The organism is Streptomyces luteolifulvus (assembly GCF_008806595.1).
Classification (GTDB): Bacteria; Actinomycetota; Actinomycetes; order Streptomycetales; family Streptomycetaceae; genus Streptomyces; species Streptomyces luteolifulvus.
In genome coordinates, this window is the sequence record NZ_VZRB01000004.1 from 83901 (window position 1) to 109342 (window position 25442).

The following is a 25442-nucleotide window of genomic DNA, read 5'->3' on the forward strand; positions in this document are numbered from 1 at the left end:
CGTAATCCTCACGTCGTAGAACATGCGTCGCGAACCCGACCCGGGGATGATCGGAGGGTAGGGCTTTTCTGGCAGACTCTGTGCCCATGGGTGAGACGACCGTGACGCCACCGGAGGGCCAGCAGAAGGTCGCTCCGCAACCCGTCGCGAGCAATGCAGCGGGGCAGGGACACCTGCGCCGGATGCGCACCCCGCGCCGCCCCCGGCTCTGGTTCGAGATGCTGCTGATCGCGGTGAGTTACTGGACGTACTCACTCATCCGCAACGCCGTTCCGGAGCAGAAGGAACAGGCGCTGAGCAACGCCGACTGGATCTGGAAGGCCGAGCACCAGCTCGGCCTGGCGGTCGAGGAGTCGGTCAACCACGCCGTGAACTCGGTGACCTGGCTCATCATCGGCATGAACTACTACTACGCGACACTGCACTTCGTGGTGACGCTGGGTGTCCTGGTGTGGCTGTACCGTGCTCACCCGGGCCGCTACGCGGCGACCCGTCTGGTGCTGTTCGCGACGACGGCGGTCGCCCTGGTCGGTTACTACCTGTATCCCCTCGCCCCGCCCCGCCTGATGAACGGCGGCGACTTCATCGACACCGTCCTGGTCCATCAGACCTGGGGTTCCATGGCCTCCGGCGACCTGAAGAACATGTCGAACCAGTTCGCCGCGATGCCGTCGATGCACATCGGCTGGTCCGTGTGGTGCGGGCTGACCATCTTCGCGCTGGCCAGGGTGCCGTGGGTCCGGGTGCTGGGTCTGCTCTACCCGGTGGCGACCCTGGTGGTCATCGTCGCCACCGCCAACCACTTCTGGCTGGACGCGGTGGGCGGCGTCCTGTGCCTGGCCTTCGGCTTCACGGTGGCCTGGATCTGGTATGGCACCCTGCCGTACGCCCTGCCGGCGGTCCCTGCGCGGGGCAGGGCCGGGAACCTGCTGCCGCACAAGGCGTAGGGCTGTATTCGGGGCCTGGGCCGGTTCGGCGGCGCCGACCGCAACCAGCGAGATCCACGCCCTGCACGGGGTGAGCGGACCACCGTCGTGGCCGGGCGGCGTCGCGGCGGCATGAGATCGGCCCGCAACCGGTGTCACCCCGGCTGACCGGCCCTGCGTTCCGCGCGGCCCGCGCAGGGCTCAGCGCGGTCTGCCGTTTCCCGCTCCGTAGAACAGCTCGTCCACCACGGTGCGTGCCCTACGGGTCGTGCGGCGGTAGTCGTCGAGCATGTCGCCGACGTGGCCGGGGCCGTAGCCGAGGTAGCGGCCGACCGCCGCCAGTTCTCGTCCGCCCGACGGGAACGTGTCCCCGGCGCGCCCGCGGACGAGCATCACCGCGTTGCGCACCCGGGTCGCCAGCACCCACGCCTCGTCCAGGGTCCCGGCGTCCTCGGCGGAGATGAGGTCCGCGGCGCACGCGGCGGCCAGCGCCTGGCGGGTCCGCGTGGTGCGCAGTCCGGGCTCCGCCCAGCCGTGCTGGAGCTGAAGCAGCTGCACGGTCCACTCGACGTCGGACAGCCCCCCGGGCCCCAGCTTGGTGTGCAGCTTCGGGTCGGCTCCGCGCGGCAGCCGCTCGGACTCCATCCGGGCCTTCAGCCGCCGGATCTCGCGCACGGCGTCGTCGCCGAGCCCCTCGGCCGGGTAGCGCAGGGGGTCGATCAGCTCGATGAAACGGCGGCCCAGGTCATCGTCCCCGGCCACGGGTTCGGCCCGCAGCAGCGCCTGCGACTCCCACACCAGGGACCAGCGCCGGTAGTAGGCCTCGTACGACTTCACCGTCCGTACCAGCGGCCCCGATTTTCCCTCCGGGCGCAGGTCGGCGTCGATGAGCAGCGGCGGGTCGGCGCTGGGGATCTGGAGAAGGCGGCGCATCTCGGAGACGACCTTGTTCGCCGCCTCGGCGGCCACGCGCTCTTCGACGCCCTCGCACGGCTCGTGCACGAACAGGACGTCCGCGTCGGAGCCGTAGCCGAGTTCATGGCCGCCGAAGCGGCCCATGCCGATGACGGCGAAACGCGTGGGCAGCGTGTCGCCCCAGCCCTCGCGGACGACCGCACGCAGCGTGCCGGCCAGGGTCACGGCCGTGAGGTCGGAGATCGCGCCGCCGATGCGGTCCACGAGGACGCCCTGGTCGGCCTCGGCGGGCTGGGTCTCGGTGCCGTAGGAGCCGACGATGTCCGCTGCGGCCGTACGGAACAGTTCGCGGCGGCGGACACCGCGGGCGGCGGTGACCGCATGCACGGCGTCGTCGGCGCGGCCGACCGCGGCGAGGATCTCCTGCTCCAGCTGGGCCCGTTCCCGTGGTGCGAGCCCGCCGCCGTCGCCGTCGCCGAGCAGCGCGACGGCCTCCGGCGCGCGCATCAGCAGGTCGGGGGCGAGCCGCCCGGCGGACAGCACCCGGGCCAGGTTCTCGGCCGCCGCGCCCTCGTCCCGCAGCAGCCGCAGATACCACGGGGTCTTGCCGAGCGCGTCCGAGACCTTGCGGAAGTTGAGCAGGCCCGCGTCCGGATCGGCGGAGTCCGCGAACCAGCCGAGGAGGACGGGCAGCAGGGTCCGCTGGATGGCGGCCTTGCGGGTGACGCCGGAGGCCAGCGCCTCCAGGTGACGCAGAGCGGCGGCGGGATCGGCGTACCCGAGCGCGACCATGCGCTCGCGAGCCGCCTCCGGACTCAACCGGGCCTCGCCGGGGGCGAGTTGGGCGACCGCGTCGAGCAGCGGGCGGTAGAACAGCTTCTCGTGCAACCGCCGTACGACGCTGGTGTGCCGTTTCCACTCACGGTTGAGGTCGGCGACCGGGTCGGCGCGCAGACCGAGGGAGCGGCCGATGCGGCGAAGATCGGACTCGTCCTCGGGGACGAGGTGGGTGCGCCGCAGCCGGTAGAGCTGGATGCGGTGCTCCATGGAGCGCAGGAAACGGTAGGCCTCGTCGAGCTGTACGGCGTCCGCGCGGCCGACGTAGCCGCCGGCGGCCAGGGCCTGCAGGGCGTGCAGGGTAGTGCCGCTGCGCAGTGACACGTCGGCCCTGCCGTGCACCAACTGCAGCAGCTGTACGGCGAATTCGACGTCCCGGAGGCCTCCGGGGCCGAGCTTCAGCTCGCGCTCGATCTCGGCAACCGGGATGTTCTCCACGACCCGGCGGCGCATCTTCTGCACGTCGGCGACGAAGTTCTCGCGCTCGGCGGCCTTCCAGACGAGGGGTTCGAGCGCGGCGACGTACTCCTCGCCGAGCTCGATGTCGCCGGCCACCGGGCAGGCCTTGAGCAGCGCCTGGAACTCCCAGGTCTTGGCCCAGCGCTGGTAGTAGGCGAGATGGCTGCTGAGCGTGCGCACCAGCGGACCGTTTCTGCCCTCGGGGCGCAGATTGGCGTCCACGGGCCAGATCGAGCCCTCGACGGTCGCCTCCGAGCAGACGCGCATCATGTGCGAGGCGAGCTTGGTCGCGGCGCGCAGCGCCTTGCCCTCGTCGGCGCCGTCGACGGCCTCACCGACGAAGATCACGTCGACGTCGGACACATAGTTCAGCTCATGGCCGCCGCACTTGCCCATCGCGATGACCGCGAGCCGGCACAGCGCGGAGTCGTCGGGCGCGGCCGCACGGGCGATGGCGAGGGCGGCGCGCAGGGTCGCGGTGGCGAGGTCGGCGAGTTCGGCGGCGGTCTGGGCGACGTCCGTGGTGCCGCACACATCGCGGGCGGCGATGGACAGCAGGCAGCGCCGGTAGGCGACCCGCAGGGAGACCGGGTCGGTCGCCTCCGCCAGGCCCCGCTCGAACTCCTCCACCCCGGGGTGGAGGTCACTCGGCTCGTACATGACGAGCGCGTGCCAGTCGCTCGGGTGCCGGGAGAGATGGTCGGCGAGCGCGGCGGACGCGCCGAGCACTCCGAGCAGCCGGTCGCGCAGCGGTTTGGCCGCCGTCACCGTGTCGAGCAGCTCACGCCGGGCGGTGGAACCGGGCTGGGCCTCCAGCAGCCGTACGAGACCGTGCAGGGCCAGGTCCGGGTCGGCGGTCGCGCCCAGCGCCTCAAGGAGCACCGGGTCGCTGCGCACGGGCGCGAGTTCCGCGCTGTCCAGCAGGCGCTCGGCGGCCGAGGGATCGGTGAAGCCGTGCCGCAGCAGCCGTGTGAAGGTACTGCTCCTGCGCCCCGGCGCCGTCATGCTCGGCCTCCCCTGTCGGATCAAGGTCGTACTCGGTCGAGCCTAGCCGGAGAGCCTGCGGGAAGCGCCGTACAGGCGGCCTCGGCACGGGCGGTCTCGGGCACGGGCGGTCTCGGGCACGGGCGGTCTCGGGCACGGGCGGTCTCGGGCGATGAGTCCTCCCGGCGCGCGGAGTCCTGTCTTCGTCCGGGGTACGTCGGTAGTGGCTGCCCGGTACTCGCTACGAGGAGGAGAGCCATGACGTTCGACACCACCCCCCAGACCCGTCTCGACCCGCGCTACAGCGACCCACAGGCAACCGCGACGACCTGGGCCGAGGCCGAGGCGCTGCTCCGCGAGGCCGAGCTGTTCTGGATCTCGACCGTCCGGCCGGACGGACGGCCGCATGTGACCCCGCTGCCGGCGGTGTGGGCGGACGGCGCGCTGCACTTCTGCACCGGCCCGGAGGAACGCAAGGCCAAGAACCTCGCGGACAACCCGAACGTCGTGCTGACGACCGGCACCAGCACCTGGAACAAGGGCTACGACCTGGTGGTGGAGGGCGAGGCCGTGCGCGTCACCGACGACGGCAGGCTGCGCGAGCTCGCCGCGGCGTGGGAGGCGAAGTACGGCAGCTCTGGCACTTCGAGGTGCGGGACGGCTGCTTCCACCACGGCGCGGGACACGCCCTCGTCTTCGCGGTGGCGCCCGGCACGGTTTTCGGCTTCGGTAAGGGGGAGCCGTTCAGCCAGACGCGGTGGCGGTTCACGTGACGTACGACCAAGGAGTCGTTCCATGCAGATGACGCTCGAAGTGATCCTGCTGCCGGTCTCCGATGTGGACCGGGCCAAGGAGTTCTACCGCGACAAGGTCGGCTTCCATGTCGACCTCGACGGCGAGGTGATGGAGGGCGTACGGATCGTCCAGCTCACCCCACCCGGCTCCGGATGCTCGATCGCGCTCGTCGACGGACTCCAGGTGCCGACGGGAACGCCGCAGCCGGGGACGTACCACGGAATGCAACTGTGCGTGACGGACGCGAAGGCGGCCCACGAGGAACTGACGGCCCGCGGCCTCGACGTCACCGAGCCCCAGCAGTTCGCCCCCCAGGACGGCGCCACGTTCATGTACTTCAAGGACCCGGACGGCAACGGCTGGGCCATCCAGGAGTACCGCCGCAGGGAGACGGAGCCGCTGCACCAGGTCCTGGCCCAGCTGTCGGCCGAGTAGCGCCGCTTCAAGGGCGCGGGGCCACCCCACGCCCCTGCGGCGAACCTGTCGGCCCGCCCTTCAACGGCACACGGACGGCCCGGGACGGCGTTACAACCGCCTCGGAGATCCCGTTCCCTTCGTAGGGGCGGTGGGCAGCGCCGCGTTCTGCGGTTGAGGGGACCCGCTCGGTGACCCGCTCGGTGAAGTCGCCTGCCTCGGGAAGTAACTGCCGGTGGCACGCGCCACCCCGGCAGTGTCCATGGGGGTCCTGGGCGGCGAAGGCGTCTTTCCGTCGGACAGGGAGTCGGGAGTGTTCACCTTCTGGCCGAAATCCCGAATGACCCCCGCTGCACTCTGCAAGGTCACGCCCTTGCCCGCGTCCCGTATCTGCTCCTGCCGGGAACGCGATTCAATCGGCCTCTCGAAGTATCTGAAGGGGTATGCGGTGTTTTTGGCCGCCGTGTTTCTGTACTGATTCACGGCGCCTGCATATCCGTACGTGGTCTGCGCCGGCCTGGTGTCGTTGACGTTGTATCGCCCCGGCTTGCCTTTGTGGTAAACGGAAGACGTGACGTTGTCGGATGAAGGGAACATCCGGTCGAGGTCCTCCTTTCCCTGCTGAAGGCGGCATTTGCATCCGTCGCATGGGCCGATATTGCTGACCCAGTCGATTCTGATGCTCTGGACGGCCCCCGTGTTCTGGCCGTATTTGGCTCGGAGATGGTCCATCGTTGCGTTGAGCGCCGACTTCGGCGTCCTTCCGCGATGCGTGCATCTCGGTCTCCAACCCGGGTACTTCCATTGCCCCGTAGGAGGCCTCGCCACTGGCGCGAAAGCTGTCCCGGCCGCTCCCGTAGATCCCCATGTCCGGCTCCTTCGTGCCGTTCACGTAGACGATCGGCCTGACCCACACTCCACGGTCGCTGACGACCTTTGCAAAGACGTCGTTCATCGCCTCCATCCGGTTCTTGCTGATTCGTAGATGAATTGCGGGGGCGGCGTTGACATGGATTCGGCTCCTCGGTCCGGCTCGAGTGGTGCGCGGGTTTGTGCACGTGCTCGGTAGACGGAACGGATGCGCGGCCGGTTTGGGATCAGAGCAGCGAACATTTTCGTGGTGGCGGGCGACCGGGTAACCGGCACTCACCTCTGGTGCAGCAAGCCATGCCACGTCCCGCGACGGCCCGGAGAGGGTCCCAGGAAGATCAACCAGGCCCGGTGCTGGCGACCACATACCCGCCGGCACCGGTGCACAGTGAAGAGGAAAGCCGATCTGACCAGCGTTTACAGCACCGGCAGGTTCTTCCGCAGCTCGAAGGCCGTGACCTCGCTGCGGTACTCCTCCCACTCCTGGCGCTTGTTGCGCAGGAAGAAGTCGAAGACGTGCTCGCCGAGCGTCTCGGCGACCAGATCACTGCGCTCCATCAGCGTGAGCGCCTCCCCCAGATTCTGCGGCAGCGGCTCGATGCCCATCGCGCGGCGCTCCGCGTCGGAGAGGGCCCAGACGTCGTCCTCCGCGCCCGGCGGGAGTTCGTAGCCCTCCTCGATGCCCTTCAGGCCGGAGGCCAGGAGCACGGCGTACGCGAGGTAGGGGTTCGCGCCGGAGTCGAGGGAGCGGACCTCGACGCGGGCCGAGCCGGTCTTGCCGGGCTTGTACATCGGGACGCGGACCAGGGCGGAGCGGTTGTTGTGGCCCCAGCAGATGTACGAGGGGGCCTCGCCGCCGGCGCCGGCCGTGCGCTCCGAGCCGCCCCAGATGCGCTTGTAGGAGTTGACCCACTGGTTGGTGACCGCGGCGATCTCCGCCGCATGCCGGAGCAGGCCCGCGATGAAGGAGCGGCCGACCTTGGAGAGCTGGTACTCCGAACCGGACTCGTAGAACGCGTTCCGGTCGCCCTCGAACAGCGAGAGGTGCGTGTGCATGCCAGAGCCCGGGTGCTCCGAGAACGGCTTCGGCATGAAGGTCGCCTGGACCCCCTGCTCCAGCGCCACCTGCTTCATGACCAGGCGGAACGTCATGATGTTGTCGGCCGTGGAGAGGGCGTCGGCGTAGCGCAGGTCGATCTCCTGCTGGCCCGGGGCGCCCTCGTGGTGGGAGAACTCGACCGAGATACCCATCGACTCCAGCATGGTGATCGCCTGGCGGCGGAAGTCCATGCCGATGTTCTGCGGGGTGTGGTCGAAGTAGCCGGAGTTGTCGGCGGGCGTCGGGCGTGAGCCGTCGAGCGGGCGGTCCTTCAGCAGGAAGAACTCGATCTCCGGGTGGGTGTAGAAGGTGAAGCCCAGGTCGGAGGTGCGGGCCAGGGCGCGCTTGAGGACGTAGCGCGGGTCGGCGAAGGAGGGGGAGCCGTCCGGCATGAGGATGTCGCAGAACATCCGGGCGGTGCCGGGGGCCTCGGCGCGCCAGGGCAGGACCTGGAAGGTCGACGGGTCCGGCTTTGCGATCATGTCGGACTCGTACACCCGGGCGAAGCCCTCGATCGCGGAGCCGTCGAAGCCGATGCCCTCGTCGAACGCCTGCTCAAGCTCGGCGGGAGCCACGGCGACGGACTTGAGGAAGCCCAGCACGTCCGTGAACCACAGGCGTACGAACCGGATGTCGCGCTCCTCCAACGTACGGAGCACGAACTCCTGCTGCTTGTCCATCTTCCGCTTCCCCATCCTTGCTGGTCAGGTCGCCTGTCCCCCGTGCCGTAGGAGGCGGTCGGGCACCTGAGCATCCCACCACAACACCATTTCATGCGTGTTGCACATCTTGATCGTCCGGCCGGCACCGGGGTGAACGCATCCCGTACGGCAGGTGTAGCGCTCTGGTGCCATCTTGCCTGTTCGGACTGACATCCGTAATGGCCGCTCCGCCCTCGCCCCAGTGAGCGACACCACTCCTCATAAATTTGCATCTCAAATGCAAGTTTCACTACGGTGCCGAACAGTTGACCCCCGAGGAGCCCCGATGCTGTCCGAGCAGTCCGTCACGGTCGTCCGCGCCACCCTCCCCGTCGTGGGAGCCGCCATCGGTGACATCACCGAGCGCTTCTACCGGCGCATGTTCACGGCCCACCCGGAGCTGCTGCGCGACCTCTTCAACCGGGGCAACCAGGCCGCCGGCACCCAGCGCCAGGCCCTCGCGGGCTCCATCGCCGCCTTCGCCACACATCTGGTCGAGCACCCGGACCAGCGGCCCGACGAGATGCTCAGCCGCATCGCCCACAAGCACGCCTCCCTGGGCGTCACGCCCGAGCAGTACCCGATCGTGCGCGAGCACCTCTTCGCTGCCATCGTCGAGGTGCTCGGCGAGGCCGTCACGGCCGAGGTCGCGGCCGCCTGGGACGAGGTCTACTGGCTGATGGCGAACGCGCTCGTCGCGATCGAGAAGCGGCTGTACGAGGAGGCCGGCGACCCCGGCTGGCGGCAGTGGGAGGTCGTCGAGCGCATCGCCGAGACCGCCGACGTCGTCACCTTCCGGCTGCGGCCCGTCGACGGCGGGCCGGTGGCCGGCTTCCGCGCGGGCCAGTACGTGTCCGTCCGCGTCGAACTTCCGGACGGTGCCCGTCAGATACGTCAGTACAGCCTCTCCGGAGCGCCCGGCGCGGGTGCGGTGCGGCAGATCAGCGTGAAGCGCGTGAGCGGCGAGGCGGGCACGCCCGACGGCGAGGTCTCCCAGCACCTGCACGCGCGCGTGGAGGAGGGCAGCGTCCTGGAGCTGTCCGCGCCGTACGGCGATCTCGTCCTCGGTGACGTCGCCGACCGGCCCCTGCTGCTCGCCTCGGCCGGCATCGGTGTGACCCCGATGGTGGCGATGCTCGCGCAGCTCGCCGAGGACGGGCACGGCGCCCCGGTCACCGTCGTGCACGGCGACCGCTCCCCCGCCGACCACGCCCTGCGCGCCGACCACGAGGCGTACGCGGGCAAGCTGCCGCAGGCCGCCGTCCACTTCTGGTATGAGACGGACGCCGCCGGGTCCGACGCCCGCACCGGCCTGGTCGACCTCCGCGAGATAGACGTACCGAAGGACACGCGCGCGTACCTGTGCGGGCCCCTGCCCTTCATGCGCGTGGTGCGCACCCAACTGATCGAGAAGGGCGTGGCCCCCGCCGACATCCACTACGAGGTCTTCGGGCCGGACCTCTGGCTGGCCCAGTAAGAGCCTGTGTCACACCCCCGGCCGGCCGATCTCCAGCAGCAGCGGTCCGGTGGGCGGCGCGACCATGTCCGCCACCGTCAGCGGGTCCAGCGTGGCGAAGAACGCCTCCTGGGCCCGCCGCAGCGCCCCGCGCAGCCGGCAGGCGGAGTTCAGGGGGCAGGGGTTCGCCCCCTCGCACTCGACGACATCGCCGCAGCCCTCGAAGGTGCGCACGACCGCGCCCACGGACGCCGTGCGCCCCTTCTCGGTGAGCGCGAGCCCGCCGCCCCGGCCCCGGCGGGCGACGAGCAGCCCCAGGTGCTGGAGTTCGGCGACGACCTTCGCCAGATGTGTGTACGGCACGTCCATATCGTTGGCGACCTCGCGGGTCGTGGGAGTCGGCCCGTCCTCGACGGCGAGCCGCATCAGGACGCGCAGAGCCAGGTCGGTGGAGCGCAGGAGCCGCATTCCGCCAGCGTAAATAATGCGCATTCGCGGTTCAAATAATCGGGATCGCGGCACCGGTCGCGGTGACGGTCCGTCGCGGCGATCCGGCCTTTTACCCTGCCCTCCCTACGACACGCCACTTCCTCCCCATTACGATCGGCGGACCCGACCGGCCTCCCTTTCCCCAGAAGGACACCTCATGGGCTCCGCCAAGAAGAGCAACACCGCGGCACGCAAGGCGCGTATAGAGGAGATGCGGCGCGCCGAGCAGGCCCGCGAGCGGCGCAACCGGTTCCTCACCATCGGCGCCGGCGTGCTGGCCGTCGCCGGTCTCGTCGTCGGCGGTGTCTATGTCGTGAAGTCCCAGGACGACAGCTCGGCGGCCGACGCGAAGACCTCGGGGCACTTCGTCACCGGCAAGGACGGCGTGAAGACCTGGAAGGGCACCCTGGGCCGTACCCATGTCGCCCGGACCGTGAAGTACCAGGCCGAGCCCCCGGTCGGCGGCGACCACAACAAGGCCTGGATGAACTGCAACGGCGACGTCTACACCAAGGCGCTCACCAACGTGAACGCCGTGCACTCCCTGGAGCACGGCGCGGTGTGGGTGACGTACAACAGCAAGGCCTCGAAGGCCGACGTCGACGCGCTGGCGGCGCGGGTGAGGAAGACGCCGTACACGCTGATGAGCCCGGACGACCAGCAGAAAGACCCGATCATGCTCACCGCGTGGGGCAGTCAGCGCACGGTGACGGGCGCGAGCGACCCGAACGTCGGCAAGTTCTTCGAGCAGTTCGTCCAGGGCAAGCAGACGCCCGAGCCGGGCGCCACCTGCTCGGGCGGTCTGTCGCAGTGAGGCACGTCGGCTGGATCGCCTCGGTCGCGGCGGCGGTGCTCGTCGCGGCCGGAGCCGTCACCTACGCGGTCGCCGGGGACGGCGGCTCCGGCAAGACCCCCACGGCCGACTCCGCGGACGCCGGGTTCGCGCGCGACATGGCCGTGCACCACCAGCAGGCCGTGGAGATGTCGTACATCGTGCGCGACCGCACCGATGACCCGGACGTGCGGCGCCTCGCCTACGACATCGCGCAGACGCAGGCCAACCAGCGCGGCATGCTGCTGGGCTGGCTTGATCTGTGGGAGCTGCCGAAGGTGTCGTCCAAGGCGCCGATGACCTGGATGGGCATGGGCGGCATGGCCTCCGGCAAGGACGGCGCGCTGATGCCCGGCATGGCGACCGACACCGAGCTGAAGAAGCTGGACGAGCTCAGCGGCAAGCAGGCCGAGATCTTCTACCTCCAGCTCATGACGGACCATCACAAGGGCGGCGTCCACATGGCCGAGGGCTGCGCCGCCCAGTGCACGGTAGAGGTGGAGGAGCGGCTCGCGCAGGGGATGGTCGAAGCGCAGCAGTCGGAGATCGACCTCATGACGGACATGCTCGAGGAACGGGGCGCGAAGCCCCGACCATAGGCGACGACGCACCTCCGTCACTGACCTGACACGCGGTACGGCACGGGGCGGCGTGAAGTGACCCACACTTCGCGCCACCCCATCGCGTCGCTCTGACGATTACACTGGGGCCCGTGCCTCAACTACGCCTCGCCCTGAACCAGATCGACTCGCGCGTCGGCGACCTCGCCCAGAACGCCGAGACGATCGTCCGCTGGACCCGGCACTCCGCCGAGCAGGGAGCGCATCTCGTGGCGTTCCCGGAGATGGCGCTGACCGGGTATCCCGTCGAGGACCTGGCCCTCAGGTCGTCCTTCGTGCAGGCGTCCCGCGCGGCCCTGCGCGGCCTCGCCGCCCGCCTGGCCGACGAGGGCTTCGGGGAGCTGCCGGTGATCGTCGGCTACCTCGACCGGTCCGATGCCGCCCAGCCGAAGTACGGCCAGCCGGCCGGCGCCCCGCGCAACGCGGCGGCTGTGCTGCACCGCGGCGAAGTGGTCCTGACGTTCGCCAAGCACCACCTCCCGAACTACGGCGTCTTCGACGAGTTCCGCTACTTCGTGCCCGGCGACACGATGCCGGTCGTCCGGGTGCACGGCATCGACGTGGCGCTCGCGATCTGCGAGGACCTGTGGCAGGACGGCGGCCGCGTACCGGCCGCGCGCTCGGCCGAGGCGGGCCTGCTGCTCTCGATCAACGCCTCTCCGTACGAGCGCGACAAGGACGACACCCGGCTGGAGCTGGTCCGCAAGCGGGCCCAGGAGGCCGGCTGCACCACCGCCTACCTCGCCATGATCGGCGGACAGGACGAGCTGGTCTTCGACGGCGACTCGATCGTGGTCGACCGGGACGGCGAGGTCATCGCGCGGGCGCCGCAGTTCTCGGAGGGCTGCGTGGTCCTCGACCTGGATCTGCCGGCGGCGTCGTCGAACGCGCCGACGGGTGTGGTCGACGACGGTCTGCGCATCGACCGCGTGGTGCTGTCCGCGGACCCGGTTCCGGCGTACGAGCCGGAGCTGGCGGGCGGCTACGCCGAGCGGCTGGACGACGACGAGGAGGTCTACTCGGCGCTGGTCGTGGGGCTGAGGGCGTATGTCGCGAAGAACGGCTTCACGTCCGTCCTGATCGGACTGTCCGGCGGAATCGATTCGGCACTCGTCGCGGCGATCGCCTGCGACGCGGTGGGCGCGCAGAACGTGTACGGCGTGTCGATGCCGTCGAAGTACTCCTCGGACCACTCGAAGGGCGACGCGGCGGAGCTGGCGCGCAGGACCGGCCTGAACTTCCGCACGGTGCCGATCGAGCCGATGTTCGACGCGTACATGGACTCGCTGGGGCTGACGGGGCTGGCGGAGGAGAACCTCCAGTCACGGCTGCGTGGCACGATGCTCATGGCGATCTCCAACCAGGAAGGGCACATCGTCCTCGCCCCCGGCAACAAGTCGGAGCTGGCGGTGGGCTATTCGACGCTGTACGGCGACTCGGTGGGCGCGTACGGACCCATCAAGGACGTGTACAAGACGTCGGTGTTCCGCCTGGCGGAGTGGCGCAACCGGGCGGCCGCGGAGCGGGGGCAGACTCCCCCGATCCCCGAGAACTCGATCACGAAGCCGCCGAGTGCGGAGCTGCGGCCGGGGCAGGTCGACACGGACTCGCTGCCGGACTATCCGGTTCTCGACGCGATCCTCGATCTCTATGTCGACCACGACAAGGGGGCGGACGAGATCGTCGCGGCGGGCTACGAGGGGGCGCTGGTCGCGAAGACGCTGCGGATGGTCGACACCGCGGAGTACAAGCGGCGGCAGTACCCGCCGGGGACGAAGATCTCAGCGAAGGGGTTCGGGAAGGACCGTCGGCTGCCGATCACGAACGGTTGGCGCGAGTCGGTGTGAGCGGCCGTTGCCGGGGGCGGAGCCCCCGGGGATGGGACGGGTAGGGGCCGCTGGGGGCCGGGGCGAGGAAAACCCCGCCCACGGCCCTCAGGAGTGCACTGCCTCCGGCTGCTCCGGCACACGCGCCGCGACCAGCCTCCCCTGTCCGCTCCGTGCCACCGCCCGTCGCCGGTCCACCACCGCCGCCGCCCCCGCAGCCACCAGCCCCAGCACGCCCAGCCCCGCCCCCGCCACCGCAGGAGCCGTCACCCCGAACCCGGCCGCCAGCGCGAGCCCCCCGATCCACGCACCCCCGGCGTTCGCCAGGTTGAACGCGGCCTGGTTGGCCGAGGACGCCAAGGACGGCCCACCGACCGCCTTCTCCATGACCATCAACTGCAACGGCGACCCGGTGACGAACGCCGCCACTCCCAGCAGCACAACCGCCGGCGCGGCACTCCACCGCGCGGACATCAGCACCGGGAACATCGCCAGCACCACCACCAGAGCGGCGAGACCGCCGAACAGCGTCCCCCGCATCGCCTGATCGGCCAGCCGCCCGCCCACCAGATTGCCCACGGTCGCACCCACCCCGAACAGCGCGAGCAGCAAGGTCACGCTGGCGTCGGCGTACCCCGCGGCTCCGGTGAGCATCGGCGTGATGTAGCTGTACGCAGCGAACAGCGCCGAGAACCCCGCAACCGTCGTACCCAGCGCCAGCCAGACCGGCAGGGAGCGGAGAGCCGCCAGCTCGCGTCCCAGCGCACCGGACGGCGTGTGCGCACCCTCGCGCGGCAGCAACAGTGCCAGTGACGCGATCGCCGCCACCCCGATCCCGCTGACGCCGAGGAATGCGGCCCGCCAGCCGAGGTGCTGCCCCAGGAGCGTGGCGGCGGGTACGCCCGCGATGTTGGCGACGGTCAGGCCGAGGAACATCAGGGAGACGGAGCGGGCCTTGCGCTCGGGCGCGACCATGGTGGTGGCGACCACGGCGCCGACACCGAAGAAGGCCCCGTGCGGCAGACCGCTCAGGAAGCGCGCGGCCAGCAGCCAGTGCTGGTCGGGCGCGGAGGCCGACAGCGCGTTGCCGATCACGAACAGGCCCATCAGTGCGATGAGGACCCTGCGGCGGGACATGCGCGCGGTGACGGCGGCCAGCAGCGGGGCGCCGATCACCACGCCCAGCGCGTACGCCGAGACGAGATGACCGGCGACGGGGATCGAGATGTGCAGGTCGTCCGCGACATCGGGCAAAAGGCCCATCATCACGAATTCGGTGGTGCCGATACCAAAGGCGCCCACGGCGAGGGCGAGCAGGGCCAGAGGCATGAAGGGGCCGTTGCCTTTCGGAGAGGGAGAAGCGCAGAAGCGACACGACGAGCGGTGTCCCGCCCATCATATGTTCAGCTTCGGAACAAAGTCTCTCCGGGTCCGTATTCCAGGGGTTACGACTACGTGTCGATCTCCACCCGCGCAGCCACCGGCAGATGGTCGCTTCCGGTCTGCGGCAGCGTCCACGAGCTCACCGGCTCGATCCCCCGCACCATGATCTGGTCGATCCGCGCCATCGGGAACGACGCCGGCCAGCTGAACCCGAACCCGCTGCCGGCCGCGCCCTGGGTGGAGCGCATCTGGGCGGTGACGGCGTTGAGCGAGCGGTCGTTCATCGTGCCGTTGAGGTCGCCGAGCAGTACGACCTCGGCGATGGGCTCGTCGGCGATCGCCTCACCGAGGGCGTCCGCGCTCTTGTCGCGCTGCCGGGCCGTGAACCCGGCCTCCAGCTTCACCCGCACCGACGGAAGGTGGGCGACGTACACCGCGACCTGCCCGGCCGGGGTCGTCACCGTGCCGCGCATCGCGCGCGTCCAGCCCAGCTTGATGTCGACGGCCTTGACCCCGCTCAGGGGGTACTTGCTCCACAACCCGACCGTGCCCTGCACCGAGTGGTACTTGTACGTCGACGCCAGCGCCTTCTCGTAGACCGGCACCGCCGATGCCGTCAGCTCCTCCAGGGCCAGTACGTCGGCGCCGGAAGCGGCCACGTCCCGGGCGGTGCCGGACGGGTCCGTGTTGCCGGCATTGACGTTGTGCGTGGCCACCGTGAGGTCGCCGCCGGTGGCGGCCTTGTCGGTGAGGAGGCCGCCGAAGAGGTTCAGCCACATGATCGCCGGCAGCAGCACCGCGATCAGCGCGGTCACGGACTTCCGTACGAAGGCGAGGACGAGCAGCAGCGGCACGAGGACGCCCAGCCAGGGCAGGAAGGTCTCCGTGAGGCTGCCGAGGTTGCCGATCCGGTTCGGGATCCGCGCGTGCACCAGCATCACCAGCGCTAGGAGCACCGCGAGCGTGGCGACGACGATGCCCCGGCGCCAGATCCGCGGATCGCCGCGCCAGCCGCCGAACAGGCGGTTCACCATGCGGTTCATCAGGCGCCGGTGCCGGGTTCCCGGTCGCTCGGGCCCCGAGCCGCCGTCTGCCGTCTCCGTCATGTACGCCTGCTGCGCCATACCGTCGCCTCACTGCCTGCCGTGCACACCGTTCGCCCCCTGCGTCTTACGACCCTAGGGGATGATCGGTTCCGTTCTCGCCGCCCATCTGCGGCCGTACGGGCACGAGGACGTACAAGTCGGCGCTGTGAGTTCCGATTCCGGGCGGGGCAAGCGCGCTCTGTGACAAAACGCGCACATTCACGCTTACCCCGGGCGCGAGCTGACGGGGCGTAGCCCTTCGAGCAGGGTGTCCACGATCCGTTCGGCGAGACCGTCCGGGAGGTCGCCGTCCGGGCGCAGGACGGAGCGGACGAGCATGGGGCCCACGAACAGGTCGTAGAGCAGCTCGATGTCGACGTCGTCGCGGAGTTCGCCGTTCGACTGTCCCCGGCGCAGGACTTCGAGGCCGAGGCGGCGCCGGGGGGCGATCACGGTGTTCTGATAGGCGGCCCAGATCTTCGGGCTGCTCTTCATCTGGGCGTGGACGTTGTGCAGGATCACCGACTGGCGGCTGAACACACCCCGCTGACGCTGCGTTTCGAGGAGGACGACCAGGTCGGCGCGCATCGAGGTGCCGGGGAGTTCCGGATCGGCGGGCTCCGCGGAGCGCACCACGTCGACGAAGAGCTCCTCCTTGCCGCTCCACCGGCGGTAGATGGCGGCCTTGCCGACTCCGGCGGTGCGGGCGATGCGCTCTATGGAGAGTTCCGCGAGCGGTATGCCCTCCTCCAGGAGCTTCATCACGCCTTCGAGGATGGCGCGTTCCACGGCCTCGCTGCGGGGGCGTCCCTTGGTCGGGCCGGTTCGGGCGGGCCGGCTTTCGGTGAGGCTCACGTTGATCCGTCCCTCCGTGGGCTGTGGTTCGTGGGCAGTGGTTCGTGGGCAGTGGGCAGTGGTCCGCGGGCTGTCGTGATTCTCCCAGGTGCCCGGCGCGGCCGGAAACCCAGGCGATCCCTACTCCCCCGCCGGCACCAACTCGGACTCCTCCCTGCCCTCCTGGGGCGCGGGCGCCTTCCCCGGCATGTACCGCGCGACGACCACCGTGCCGATGAGCGCGACGACGGCTCCCCACAACGCCGTGACGTGCATGGCGTGCAGGAACGCGTCGTCGGCCGGGCCGACCAGCGACTCGCCGGGCGGCCCCAGTTTCGCGGCGATCCCGAGGGTCGCCTCGATGGACTCGCCCGCGGAGTGCCGTAGGCCCGCCGGCAGCGCGACGAGATTGTCCTCGATGTCGTTGCGGTAGGCCGTCGACAGGACCGAGCCGAGGACGGCGAGGCCGAGGGCGCCGCCGACCTGGCGGAAGATGTTGCTGAGCGCGGAGGCGGAGCCGGCCTTCTCGCGCGGCACGGACTGCATGATGACGACGCTGGTCGGCGTCATCACATGGGCCATGCCGGCGCCCATGAGGAAGAAGTCGACCTCGAGGATCCAGATGGGCGTGTCCGCGTCCAGCACGGCGAACACGGCCAGCGTCACGGCGATGAGCAGCATGCCGGCCGTGGTCGTGGTCTTGTGGCCGAAGCGGTCGACGAGCAGCCGGACGCGCGGCGCGAACACCGTCTGCGCGACGGCCAGCGGCAGCATCAGCAGACCGGTCTGGAGCGCGGAGTAGCCGCGCACGCTCTGGGTGTAGAAGACCGCGAAGAAGGTCACGCCCATCAGCGAGAAGAAGACCAGCGCGACGACGCCGATGGCGGCCGAGAAGACCTTGTTCCTGAAGTACGTCATGTCGATGGACGGGTGGTCGCTGCGCTTCTCGAAGACGACGAAGACGACGAGTACGGCGAGACCGGCGCCGATGGTCGCCCAGACCTGCGGCTCGGTGAAGTCCGCGAGCTGGCCGCCCTTGATGATGCCGTAGACGAGCAGGACCAGGCCGACGACGGACAGCAGCACGCCGACGGGGTCGATACGGCCGGGCTTCGGGTCGCGGGAGTCCGGCACCAGCCACAGCATCAGCCCGAGCGCGAGCACCACGATCGGCACATTGACGAGGAAGACCGAGCCCCACCAGAAGTGGTCGAGCAGCAGACCGCCGGTGACCGGTCCGATGGCGATGGCGAGGCCGACACCGCCGGCCCAGAAGCCGATGGCCTTCGGCTGTTCCTCGCGCTCGAAGACGTTCATCAGGACGGCGAGGGTGGCCGGCATCACGAAGGCGGCGCCGACGCCCATCAGCGCGCGGAAGGCGATGAGCTGGGCGGCCGATCCGGAGAAGGCGGCGAGGGCGGAGCCGATGCCGAACACGGCGAGGCCGGCGAGCAGGACCTTCTTGCGGCCCAGCCGGTCGCCGAGGAGACCGGCGGTGAACAGCAGGCCCGCGAAGACGAGGGTGTAGGAGTTGATCGCCCACTCCAGCTCGCTCTGGGTGGCTCCCAGGCCGGTGGGGGCGGGGGTGGAGATCGTCTTGATGGCGACGTTGAGGATCGAGTTGTCGAGCACCACGATCAGCAGGCTCAGCATCAGGACCCACAGGATCACCCAACGGCGCCGGTGCACCGCTTCCGGTATCCGGGAGGACGGGAGAGCTGGAGTACTCATACGTCGAGCTTAGCCGCATTACGATACGAGACCGTGCCGTATCGGAAATCCATGGGTGATCCTTTACCCGAGCCTTACGCGGAAGGACCGGCGGAAAGGACCGGCGGCAGGCCCGCCGTGAGGCCGGTGGGCAGGGGGATCGTCACACGCCGACCCCCTGGCCCTCCCTGGCACGAAGTGCCACCATGGGGGTGATCCGGGGACGCCGTAAGGGTGCCTCGAGATGACTGAAGGAGCGTTGCAATGACGCAGCTTTCGGCTGCCCAGACGAAGCCCTCCGACGGCAGCAAGGCGCTGTACGGGGGCAAGGGCACCCGCCGCATCACCGTTCGCGACATCGCCGCCGCCAAGGAGCGCGGCGAGAAGTGGCCCATGCTCACCGCGTACGACGCGATGACCGCGTCCGTCTTCGACGAGGCCGGTATTCCGGTGCTCCTGGTCGGGGACTCGGCGGGCAACTGCCACCTCGGATACGAGTCGACCGTGCCCGTCACCCTCGACGAGATGACCATGCTGTCCGCCGCGGTCGTACGGGGCACCAGCCGGGCCCTGATCGTCGGGGACATGCCCTTCGGGTCGTACCAGGAAGGTCCCGTGCACGCGCTGCGCTCGGCGACGCGGCTGGTGAAGGAGGCCGGGGTCGGCGCGGTCAAGCTGGAGGGCGGGGAGCGGTCGCACCGGCAGATCGAGCTGCTGGTGGAGTCCGGTATCCCGGTCATGGCGCACATCGGTCTCACACCGCAGTCCGTGAACGCGATGGGATACCGCGTGCAGGGGCGCGGCGAGGAGGCCGCACAGCAACTGCTGCGGGACGCGAAGGCCGTGCAGGACGCGGGAGCGTTCGCGGTGGTGCTGGAGCTGGTTCCTGCGGAGCTGGCGGCCGAGGTGACGCGGGTGCTGCACATTCCCACCGTGGGGATCGGGGCGGGGGCGGAGACGGATGCGCAGGTTCTTGTCTGGACGGACATGCTGGGGCTGACGCCCGGGCGTGTGCCGAAGTTCGTGAAGAAGTACGCGAATCTTCGTGAGGTCATGGGCAATGCGGTGAAGGAGTTCGCGGAGGACGTGGTCGGGGGGACGTTCCCGCTGGAGGAGCACTCCGTCCACTGACCTCTACTGGTCCACTGCGGCACACCGGCAGCCCGCCGATCGTCCCCCGTCGGCGGGCTGCCCCCTTCTTTGCGCCTAAACCGGCGCCGCTCTCGCGGAGCTGGTTGCTCGCCATCGTGGTACCTCAATTGATGGTTGCGGTGGCGCCGGGGTATTTCGGCGTTGTCGGTGGCGTGTCGGTGAGTTGTCGGTGCTGTCGGTGGGATGTCGGTCGTTTGTCGGGCGGCGCTGACACCTTCGTTCACATGACACGAATCGACAACAACCCCGGTGGCGTGGCCGTCACCGTGCGGGGGCTGGTCAAGCACTACGGCGAGACCAAGGCGCTGGACGGCGTCGACCTGGATGTGCGTGAGGGCACCGTGATGGGGGTGCTCGGGCCGAACGGCGCCGGGAAGACCACCCTCGTCCGCATCCTGTCCACCCTCCTCTCCCCTGACGCCGGCCAGGCCACCGTCGCCGGCTACGACGTCGTACGGCAGCCCCGGCAGCTGCGCCGGGTGATCGGGCTCACCGGGCAGTACGCCTCCGTCGACGAGAAGCTCCCGGGCTGGGAGAACCTGTATCTGATCGGGCGGCTGCTCGACCTGCCCCGCAAGGAGGCCCGCGCCCGCGCCGAGGAGCTCCTGGAACGTTTCTCGCTCACGGAGGCGGCAGGGCGGCCCGCGGCGACGTACTCGGGCGGTATGCGGCGGCGGCTCGACCTGGCGGCGTCCATGATCGGGCGGCCGGCCGTCCTGTATCTGGACGAGCCGACCACCGGGCTCGACCCACGCACCCGCAACGAGGTGTGGGACGAGGTCAAGCGCATGGTCGGAGACGGAGTGACCGTCCTGCTCACCACCCAGTACATGGAAGAGGCCGAGCAGCTCGCCTCGGAGCTGACCGTCGTCGACCGCGGCAAGGTCATCGCGGGCGGCGGCATCGAGGAGCTGAAGGCGAAGGTCGGCGGCCGCTCCCTGCGCATCCGCCCGGCCGACCCGCTGCAGCTGCGCCCGCTCGCCGCGGACCTCGACGACCTCGGCATCACCGGGCTCGCCACCACGACCGTCGACACCGAGAGCGGTGCCGTACTGGTCCCGGTCCTCAGCGACGAGCAGTTGACCGCCGTCGTCGGCGCGGTGACCGCCCGCGGCATCACGCTCTCCTCCCTCACCACCGAACTGCCCAGCCTGGACGAGGTGTTCCTGTCCCTCACCGGCCACCGGGCCACACCCGCGCAGGACGCCACGCCCGCCCACGACCGCGAGGAGGTCGCCGTATGACCGCCGCCACCGTCACCCCCGCCGGCCTCAAGGCGGACGCCCGTATCCCGCTGCGCGGTCATCTGCGCCACACGGGCGCACTCATCCGCCGCAATCTGCTGTGGATCCGGCAGGACCCGGAGTCGATGTTCGACGCCGTCCTGTTCCCGGTCATCTTCACGCTGCTGTTCGTGTACGTCTTCGGCGGCTCCATCGGGCAGTCGCTCGGCGGCGGGCAGGAGGCGTACGTCCAGTACGTCATCCCCGGTCTGATGGCCATGATGGGCATGAACCTGGCCCAGGGCGTCGGCACCGGCTTCAACACCGACTTCAACAGCGGTGTCATGGACCGCTTCCGGTCCCTGCCGATCGGGCGCGGCTCCGTACTGTTCGCCAAGATCTCGGTGGAACTGATGCGGATGCTGTTCGCGACCGCGGTCCTCCTGGTCATCGGCGTGCTCGTGGGCTTCGACATCACCAACTGGCCCGGTCTGTTCGCCTCCGTGGGCCTGTCCGCGGTGTTCGGCTCGGCGCTGATGTGGGTGTTCCTCACTCTCGGCGTCGTGATGAAGAACGCGCAGTCCGTGCAGGCCATGGGCTTCCTGGTGCTGATGCCGCTGCAGTTCGGCTCGTCGATCTTCGCGCCGACCACCTCGATGCCGGGCTGGCTGCAGAACTTCACCGACTACAACCCGCTGTCCTCGCTCGCCGACGCGGCCCGCGGACTGATGGTGGGCGGGCCGGTCGCGCACGACCTGTGGGTGACCCTCGGCTGGTCGGCGGCGATCACGGTGGTGATGGCGCCGTACGCGATCCACAGGTTCCGTACGAAGGGTGCCTGACGGCCGGCGCATCGTCCGTCGGTGTACGCCGTACCCGTCAGACCAGGGCGGCGGCCTCCTCGGGGGAGAGGCCGCCGCCCTCGGCGTACGCGGCCTCGTACTCCTCGTCGCCGAGCACGGCCCGGGCCGCCGCCACGGCCCGGGCGTGCGTCTCGCGCTCCAGGGCCGAGGCGATGTACGAGGGCGGGAGCGCAGCGTCGCCGGCGCCGATGCAGCGGGCGGCGTCCCGGGCCCGGCTGCCGCCGTCGCAGCCTGCGAGGGCCACCGCGGCGATGACGAGGTACGCCGAGCGCATATGGGGCGCGATGACCTCCGACAGCGGGTCCGCGGCCCGCTCCAGCGCCCGCCGGGTCCTGACGAGGGCTTCGTCGTGGAGCCCCTCGGCGACGTCGAGCCAGGCCTCCGCGCCCAGGATGAAGGCGTCGAAGATCACGAAGTGGGCGACGGAGCTCTCCTCGCGCAGCAGCCGGAGCTGCTCGCGGGCCTCCGCGACCCGGTCGGTCATGCCGAGCCGGCCCGTGAGGAAGAGCCGGGCGAAGGGCATGGCCTCGTTGCCCCGGCCCTCCATCAGGGTGATCACCTCGCGCAGCAGGCGCTCACCGCGTTCACTCTCACCGGCCTCCAGGAGCGCTCTGCCCAGTCGGGCGGTGAGGACGGCCGTCTGGGCGCGGGCGCCGAGCTGTTCGGCGTGCTCGATCGCGGCCTCGTAGTCGGCGGCGGCCTCCATGTACCGGCCCTTGCGCTCACGGGTCTCGGCGCGGGCGGAGAGCGCCTCGGCGGTGCCCCACAGGTCGCCGAGGCGCCGGTACATCTCCAGGGACTCGTCGGCGTCACGGGTGGCGTCGCCGGCCCAGTCGCTGCGGTTGGCGAGCAGGTTGGCGCGCAGTTGCAGACCGGCGGCGAGCTCCCATTCGTAGCCGGGTGCCTCGCGGCAGGTGCGGACGGATGCGTCGACGACGGTGCGCACCCGGTCCAGGTCGGCGGTGAGCATGACGGCGAAGAGCCACAGGATGCCGGGGCTGCGGCAGGTCTGCGGGAGGCCCGGCTCGTAGGTGCGGGCGATGGCGCGCAGCTTCTCCTGCGCCTCGGGGGTCTGCCAGGCGTCCAGTTCGGCGTCCATGCAGGCGAGGTGGACGAGATGGATCCCGCGCCGGGCCTCTTCGAGGACCTCGCCCGTCCACGGGAACGGCACGTCCGTGCAGCGCTCCCAGAGCGGGGCTGCGGGTCGTACGGGCGGGGCGAAGGGGTCGGGGCCGAGCTCCTGCACCTCGCGGGACCAGTTGCGGGCGTCGATGCGCAGGTCGCGCATCTGCCAGAAGAAGGCCAGCGACAGGATCAGGCACAGCCCCTCCTGTTCGTCACGGGCGGCGACGGCACGGCGCAGGGCCGTGCGCAGGTTCTCGTACTCTCGCTCCAGCCGTCCGATCGCGGCGAGCTGGCCCCGGCCACGCAGCAACGGGTCGGTCGTGCGGGCGAGTTCGCGGTAGTACGTCAGATGCGCGCGCTCGGCGTCCGCGCGCTGCCCGGCCTCGTCGAGCCGTTCGCCGGCGTACTCCGCGACGGTCTCCAGGAGCCGGTAGCGCATCTCGCCGTCGCCCGAAGGGGCGGCCACCACCAGGGACTTGTCGACGAGTGAGCCGAGCGCCTCCAGCGCGGCGGGTCCGCACACCGCCTCGGCGGCGGCCAGGTCGCAGCCGCCCGCGAACACCGACAGCCTGCGCAGTACGTCGCGTTCGTCCTCGTCGAGCAGGTCCCAGGACCAGTCGACGACCGCGCGCAGCGTCTGCTGACGGGGCAGGACGGTACGGCTGCCCGAGGTGAGCAGACGGAAGCGGTCGTCGAGGCGGTCCGCGATCTGACGTGGCGTCAGCATGCGCAGACGGGCGGCGGCGAGCTCGATGGCGAGGGGCAGTCCGTCGAGCCGCCGGCAGATCTCCGCGGCCGCTTCCGGGTCGTCCTCGATCCGGAAGCCGGGCCTGGCCGCCGCTCCCCGGTCGGCGAGCAGCCGCAGCGCGACCGGCTCGGGCAGCGGCTCCACGGGACGCAGCAACTCCCCCGGTACGCCGAGGGGTTCGCGGCTGGTGGCCAGCACCGTCAGTTCGGGGCAGCGCTCCAGCAGTTCCTCGACGAGGCGGGCGGCCGCGTCGACGACGTGCTCGCAGTTGTCCAGGACGATCAGCATGCGGCGTCGGCCGCAGTGCTCGGCGAGGCGTTCCACGGGGTCGTCGTGCCGTTCGCCGCCCGCCCTCATCGTCTCGGCTCCGGCGCCGTACAGCACGGTCTCGCGGGCACCGACGGCGGTGAGCACGGCCTCGGGTACGGCGCCCGGATCGTCGACGGGCGCGAGCTCGGCCAGCCACACCCCGTCCCTCGCCGCATACCGCACGGCTTCGGCGGCCTCCTGGGACAGCCGCGTCTTCCCGGCCCCACCGGGCCCGAGCAGGGTGACGAGCCGCGCGGCGGCGATGTCCCCCCGAATGGCCTGAATATCGGCCTCCCGGCCCACGAAGGAGGTGAGCCGGGCACGGAGGTTGCCGGGGGATGGAGACGTGGCGGGGGCGGTGGCGCCGGGGGCAGGGACTTGGCCGGGAGCAGGGACTTGGCCAGGGGCAGGGACTTGGCCAGGGGCAGGGACGTGACCGGAGGCCGGAGCCTGCCGAGGAGCAGAAGCGTGCCCAGGGGCCGGCGCGCGCCCAGGGGCAGGGACGTGCCCAGGAGCAGGAACGTACCCAGAGGCCGGAGCCTGCCCAGGGCCCGGAGCGTGCCCAGGAGCAGAGACGAACCCAGAAGCCGGAGCCTGCCCAGGAGCAGAAGCGAGCCCAGGGACCGGAGCGTGGCCGGAGGCAGGGACGTGCCCAGGGGCCGGAGCTGCCGTTGGTCCTGTGCCCGGGCCGTGCCCGAAGTCCTCGCCGTGCCGGGTGCCCGGAGCTGCCGCGGGCCCTGAGGCCCCCGAGGCCCATGGGCCGTCCGCGGGCTGCGCTTGATCGGCGGTGCCTGCCGCGGATGCCGTACCCGCGGGGGCGGGCCCCCGGGAGCCCGCCCCCGCGCGATGCCAAGCGCCGGGCTCTCGGCCGTCGGCCCGTGCGCTACCGGCGGAGCCCGTGCGCGAGGGAGCAGGTCGTTCGGCCGGGGTCAGCAACTCCCCGTGCAGTGCCCGGAGTTCCGGACCCGGGTCCGAGCCCAGCCGGTTTGCCAGGAGGCGGCGTACGTCCTCGTACGCGGCCAGTGCCTGGGCCGTGCGGCCCGCGTCGCGCAACGCGCGCAGGCGGAGGGTCTGGAGGGACTCGTCGAGGGGGTGGGCGTCGCACAGGGCGGTCAGCTCGGGCAGGGACTGGTCGGCGTGGCCGAGGGCGAGGGCGGCGGTGTGGCGGGCGCGCAGGACGTCCAGGTACCGGGCCTCCCAGCGGGCCGTCTCGGCGGTGCGGTCGGGCAGATCGGCGAGGACGGGGCCGCGCCACAGGGCGAGGGCGTCGTCGAGGACGCCGGCCGCCTTGGCGGGATCGCCGTCGGCCAGCGCGCGCGTGCCCTCGCCGGCCAGCCGCTCGAACCGGTGCAGGTCGATGTCGTCGGGCGCGGCCGTGAGCCGGTACCCGCCGTCCGCCGAGGCGACCGCGTCCGCGCCGAGGGCCCGGCGCAGCCGGCCGACCAGCGCCTGCAGCGCGCCCGTCGCGTCGGCGGGCGGGTCGCCGTGCCACACCTCGTCGACCAGCAGCCCGGCCGGCACGGCACGGCCGGGCCGCAGGGCGAGCACGGTCAGCAGGGCGCGCAGCCGCGCGCCGCCGACGGGGACGGGTGTGCCGTCGGGACGGAGTGCCTGGGTGGTGCCGAGGATGCGATAGCGCACGGGGTCCATTGTCTCCGTTGACGTCGGGGCCGGTCAGGCGAGTGAGCCGTGGCCCCGGAGGCGAGCGAGCCGGGCAGAGCGGGTTCATACGGTGCGGCGCCCACTACCACGGCGCCCAAGCCTCCTACCTTCCACGGAACCCCCGC

At 70.8% G+C, this 25442-nt stretch carries 17 protein-coding genes and 1 pseudogene; 10 read left to right on the top strand and 8 right to left on the bottom strand.

The window, feature by feature from the left end; translation table 11 throughout:
- Window positions 1-86 precede the first annotated feature (86 nt).
- On the top strand, window positions 87-947 hold the full coding sequence (locus F7R91_RS07345) for a phosphatase PAP2 family protein (protein WP_150945762.1): 861 nt from the start codon (window positions 87-89) through the stop codon (window positions 945-947).
- A 180-nt stretch (window positions 948-1127) separates the two neighbouring features.
- Here the strand turns inward: F7R91_RS07345 and F7R91_RS07350 are convergent, their stop codons facing one another.
- Window positions 1128-4142 (bottom strand): bifunctional [glutamine synthetase] adenylyltransferase/[glutamine synthetase]-adenylyl-L-tyrosine phosphorylase, encoded by a 3015-nt coding sequence (locus F7R91_RS07350; RefSeq protein WP_150945764.1) that lies wholly within the window; start codon window positions 4140-4142, stop codon window positions 1128-1130.
- A 237-nt stretch (window positions 4143-4379) separates the two neighbouring features.
- Between F7R91_RS07350 and F7R91_RS07355 the strand changes: the two are divergent.
- Window positions 4380-4894: pseudogene (locus F7R91_RS07355) on the top strand (pyridoxamine 5'-phosphate oxidase family protein).
- A 22-nt stretch (window positions 4895-4916) separates the two neighbouring features.
- Window positions 4917-5351, top strand: coding sequence for a VOC family protein (locus F7R91_RS07360; RefSeq protein ID WP_150945766.1), 435 nt, complete (start codon window positions 4917-4919; stop codon window positions 5349-5351).
- A 1266-nt stretch (window positions 5352-6617) separates the two neighbouring features.
- On the opposite strand, the gene glnA is transcribed toward F7R91_RS07360, so the two are convergent.
- Window positions 6618-7979 (bottom strand): type I glutamate--ammonia ligase, encoded by a 1362-nt coding sequence (glnA, locus tag F7R91_RS07365; protein ID WP_150945768.1) that lies wholly within the window; start codon window positions 7977-7979, stop codon window positions 6618-6620.
- Window positions 7980-8286: 307 nt separating this feature from the next.
- Here glnA and F7R91_RS07370 point away from each other — a divergent pair, with 307 nt between their 5' ends.
- Window positions 8287-9477 (top strand): globin domain-containing protein, encoded by a 1191-nt coding sequence (locus F7R91_RS07370; RefSeq protein WP_150945770.1) that lies wholly within the window; start codon window positions 8287-8289, stop codon window positions 9475-9477.
- A 9-nt stretch (window positions 9478-9486) separates the two neighbouring features.
- On the opposite strand, the gene F7R91_RS07375 is transcribed toward F7R91_RS07370, so the two are convergent.
- Window positions 9487-9924: an RrF2 family transcriptional regulator gene (locus F7R91_RS07375; protein ID WP_150945772.1), complete on the bottom strand. Its 438-nt coding sequence runs from the start codon at window positions 9922-9924 to the stop codon at window positions 9487-9489.
- A 178-nt stretch (window positions 9925-10102) separates the two neighbouring features.
- On the opposite strand from F7R91_RS07375, the gene F7R91_RS07380 reads away from it, so the two are divergent.
- The 3 genes from F7R91_RS07380 to F7R91_RS07390 all read left to right on the top strand — a co-directional run bounded on the left by F7R91_RS07380 (window position 10103) and on the right by F7R91_RS07390 (window position 13244).
- Complete coding sequence (locus F7R91_RS07380) at window positions 10103-10759, top strand: DUF3105 domain-containing protein (protein ID WP_150945773.1); 657 nt, start codon at window positions 10103-10105, stop codon at window positions 10757-10759.
- Window positions 10756-11376 (top strand): DUF305 domain-containing protein, encoded by a 621-nt coding sequence (locus F7R91_RS07385; protein ID WP_150945775.1) that lies wholly within the window; start codon window positions 10756-10758, stop codon window positions 11374-11376. Before F7R91_RS07380 ends, F7R91_RS07385 begins: the two co-directional genes overlap by 4 nt.
- A gap of 113 nt (window positions 11377-11489) precedes the next feature.
- Window positions 11490-13244 carry an NAD+ synthase gene (locus F7R91_RS07390; protein WP_150945777.1) on the top strand — a complete coding sequence of 585 codons (1755 nt, stop codon included), beginning with the start codon at window positions 11490-11492 and terminating at the stop codon, window positions 13242-13244.
- 87 nt (window positions 13245-13331) lie between these two features.
- On the opposite strand, the gene F7R91_RS07395 is transcribed toward F7R91_RS07390, so the two are convergent.
- The 4 genes from F7R91_RS07395 to F7R91_RS07410 all read right to left on the bottom strand — a co-directional run bounded on the left by F7R91_RS07395 (window position 13332) and on the right by F7R91_RS07410 (window position 18256).
- On the bottom strand, window positions 13332-14552 hold the full coding sequence (locus tag F7R91_RS07395) for an MFS transporter (protein WP_150945779.1): 1221 nt from the start codon (window positions 14550-14552) through the stop codon (window positions 13332-13334).
- Between the two features lie 122 nt (window positions 14553-14674).
- Window positions 14675-15640, bottom strand: a complete 966-nt coding sequence (locus F7R91_RS07400; protein WP_408056015.1) for an endonuclease/exonuclease/phosphatase family protein — start codon at window positions 15638-15640, stop codon at window positions 14675-14677.
- A gap of 276 nt (window positions 15641-15916) precedes the next feature.
- Window positions 15917-16453, bottom strand: coding sequence for a TetR/AcrR family transcriptional regulator (locus F7R91_RS07405; protein ID WP_150946228.1), 537 nt, complete (start codon window positions 16451-16453; stop codon window positions 15917-15919).
- Between the two features lie 213 nt (window positions 16454-16666).
- Window positions 16667-18256, bottom strand: coding sequence for an MFS transporter (locus F7R91_RS07410; RefSeq protein ID WP_150945783.1), 1590 nt, complete (start codon window positions 18254-18256; stop codon window positions 16667-16669).
- A 243-nt stretch (window positions 18257-18499) separates the two neighbouring features.
- Between F7R91_RS07410 and panB the strand changes: the two genes are divergently transcribed.
- From panB to F7R91_RS07425, 3 genes are all read left to right on the top strand, one after another.
- Complete coding sequence (gene panB / locus F7R91_RS07415; protein WP_150945785.1) at window positions 18500-19366, top strand: 3-methyl-2-oxobutanoate hydroxymethyltransferase; 867 nt, start codon at window positions 18500-18502, stop codon at window positions 19364-19366.
- 245 nt (window positions 19367-19611) lie between these two features.
- Window positions 19612-20631 (top strand): ATP-binding cassette domain-containing protein, encoded by a 1020-nt coding sequence (locus tag F7R91_RS07420; protein WP_150945787.1) that lies wholly within the window; start codon window positions 19612-19614, stop codon window positions 20629-20631.
- Window positions 20628-21452 carry an ABC transporter permease gene (locus F7R91_RS07425; protein ID WP_150945789.1) on the top strand — a complete coding sequence of 275 codons (825 nt, stop codon included), beginning with the start codon at window positions 20628-20630 and terminating at the stop codon, window positions 21450-21452. The genes F7R91_RS07420 and F7R91_RS07425 overlap by 4 nt, the downstream gene beginning before the upstream one ends.
- Before the next feature lie 37 nt (window positions 21453-21489).
- On the opposite strand, the gene F7R91_RS07430 is transcribed toward F7R91_RS07425, so the two are convergent.
- Window positions 21490-25305, bottom strand: coding sequence for an AfsR/SARP family transcriptional regulator (locus F7R91_RS07430; protein ID WP_150945790.1), 3816 nt, complete (start codon window positions 25303-25305; stop codon window positions 21490-21492).
- Between the last annotated feature and the right edge of the window lie 137 nt (window positions 25306-25442).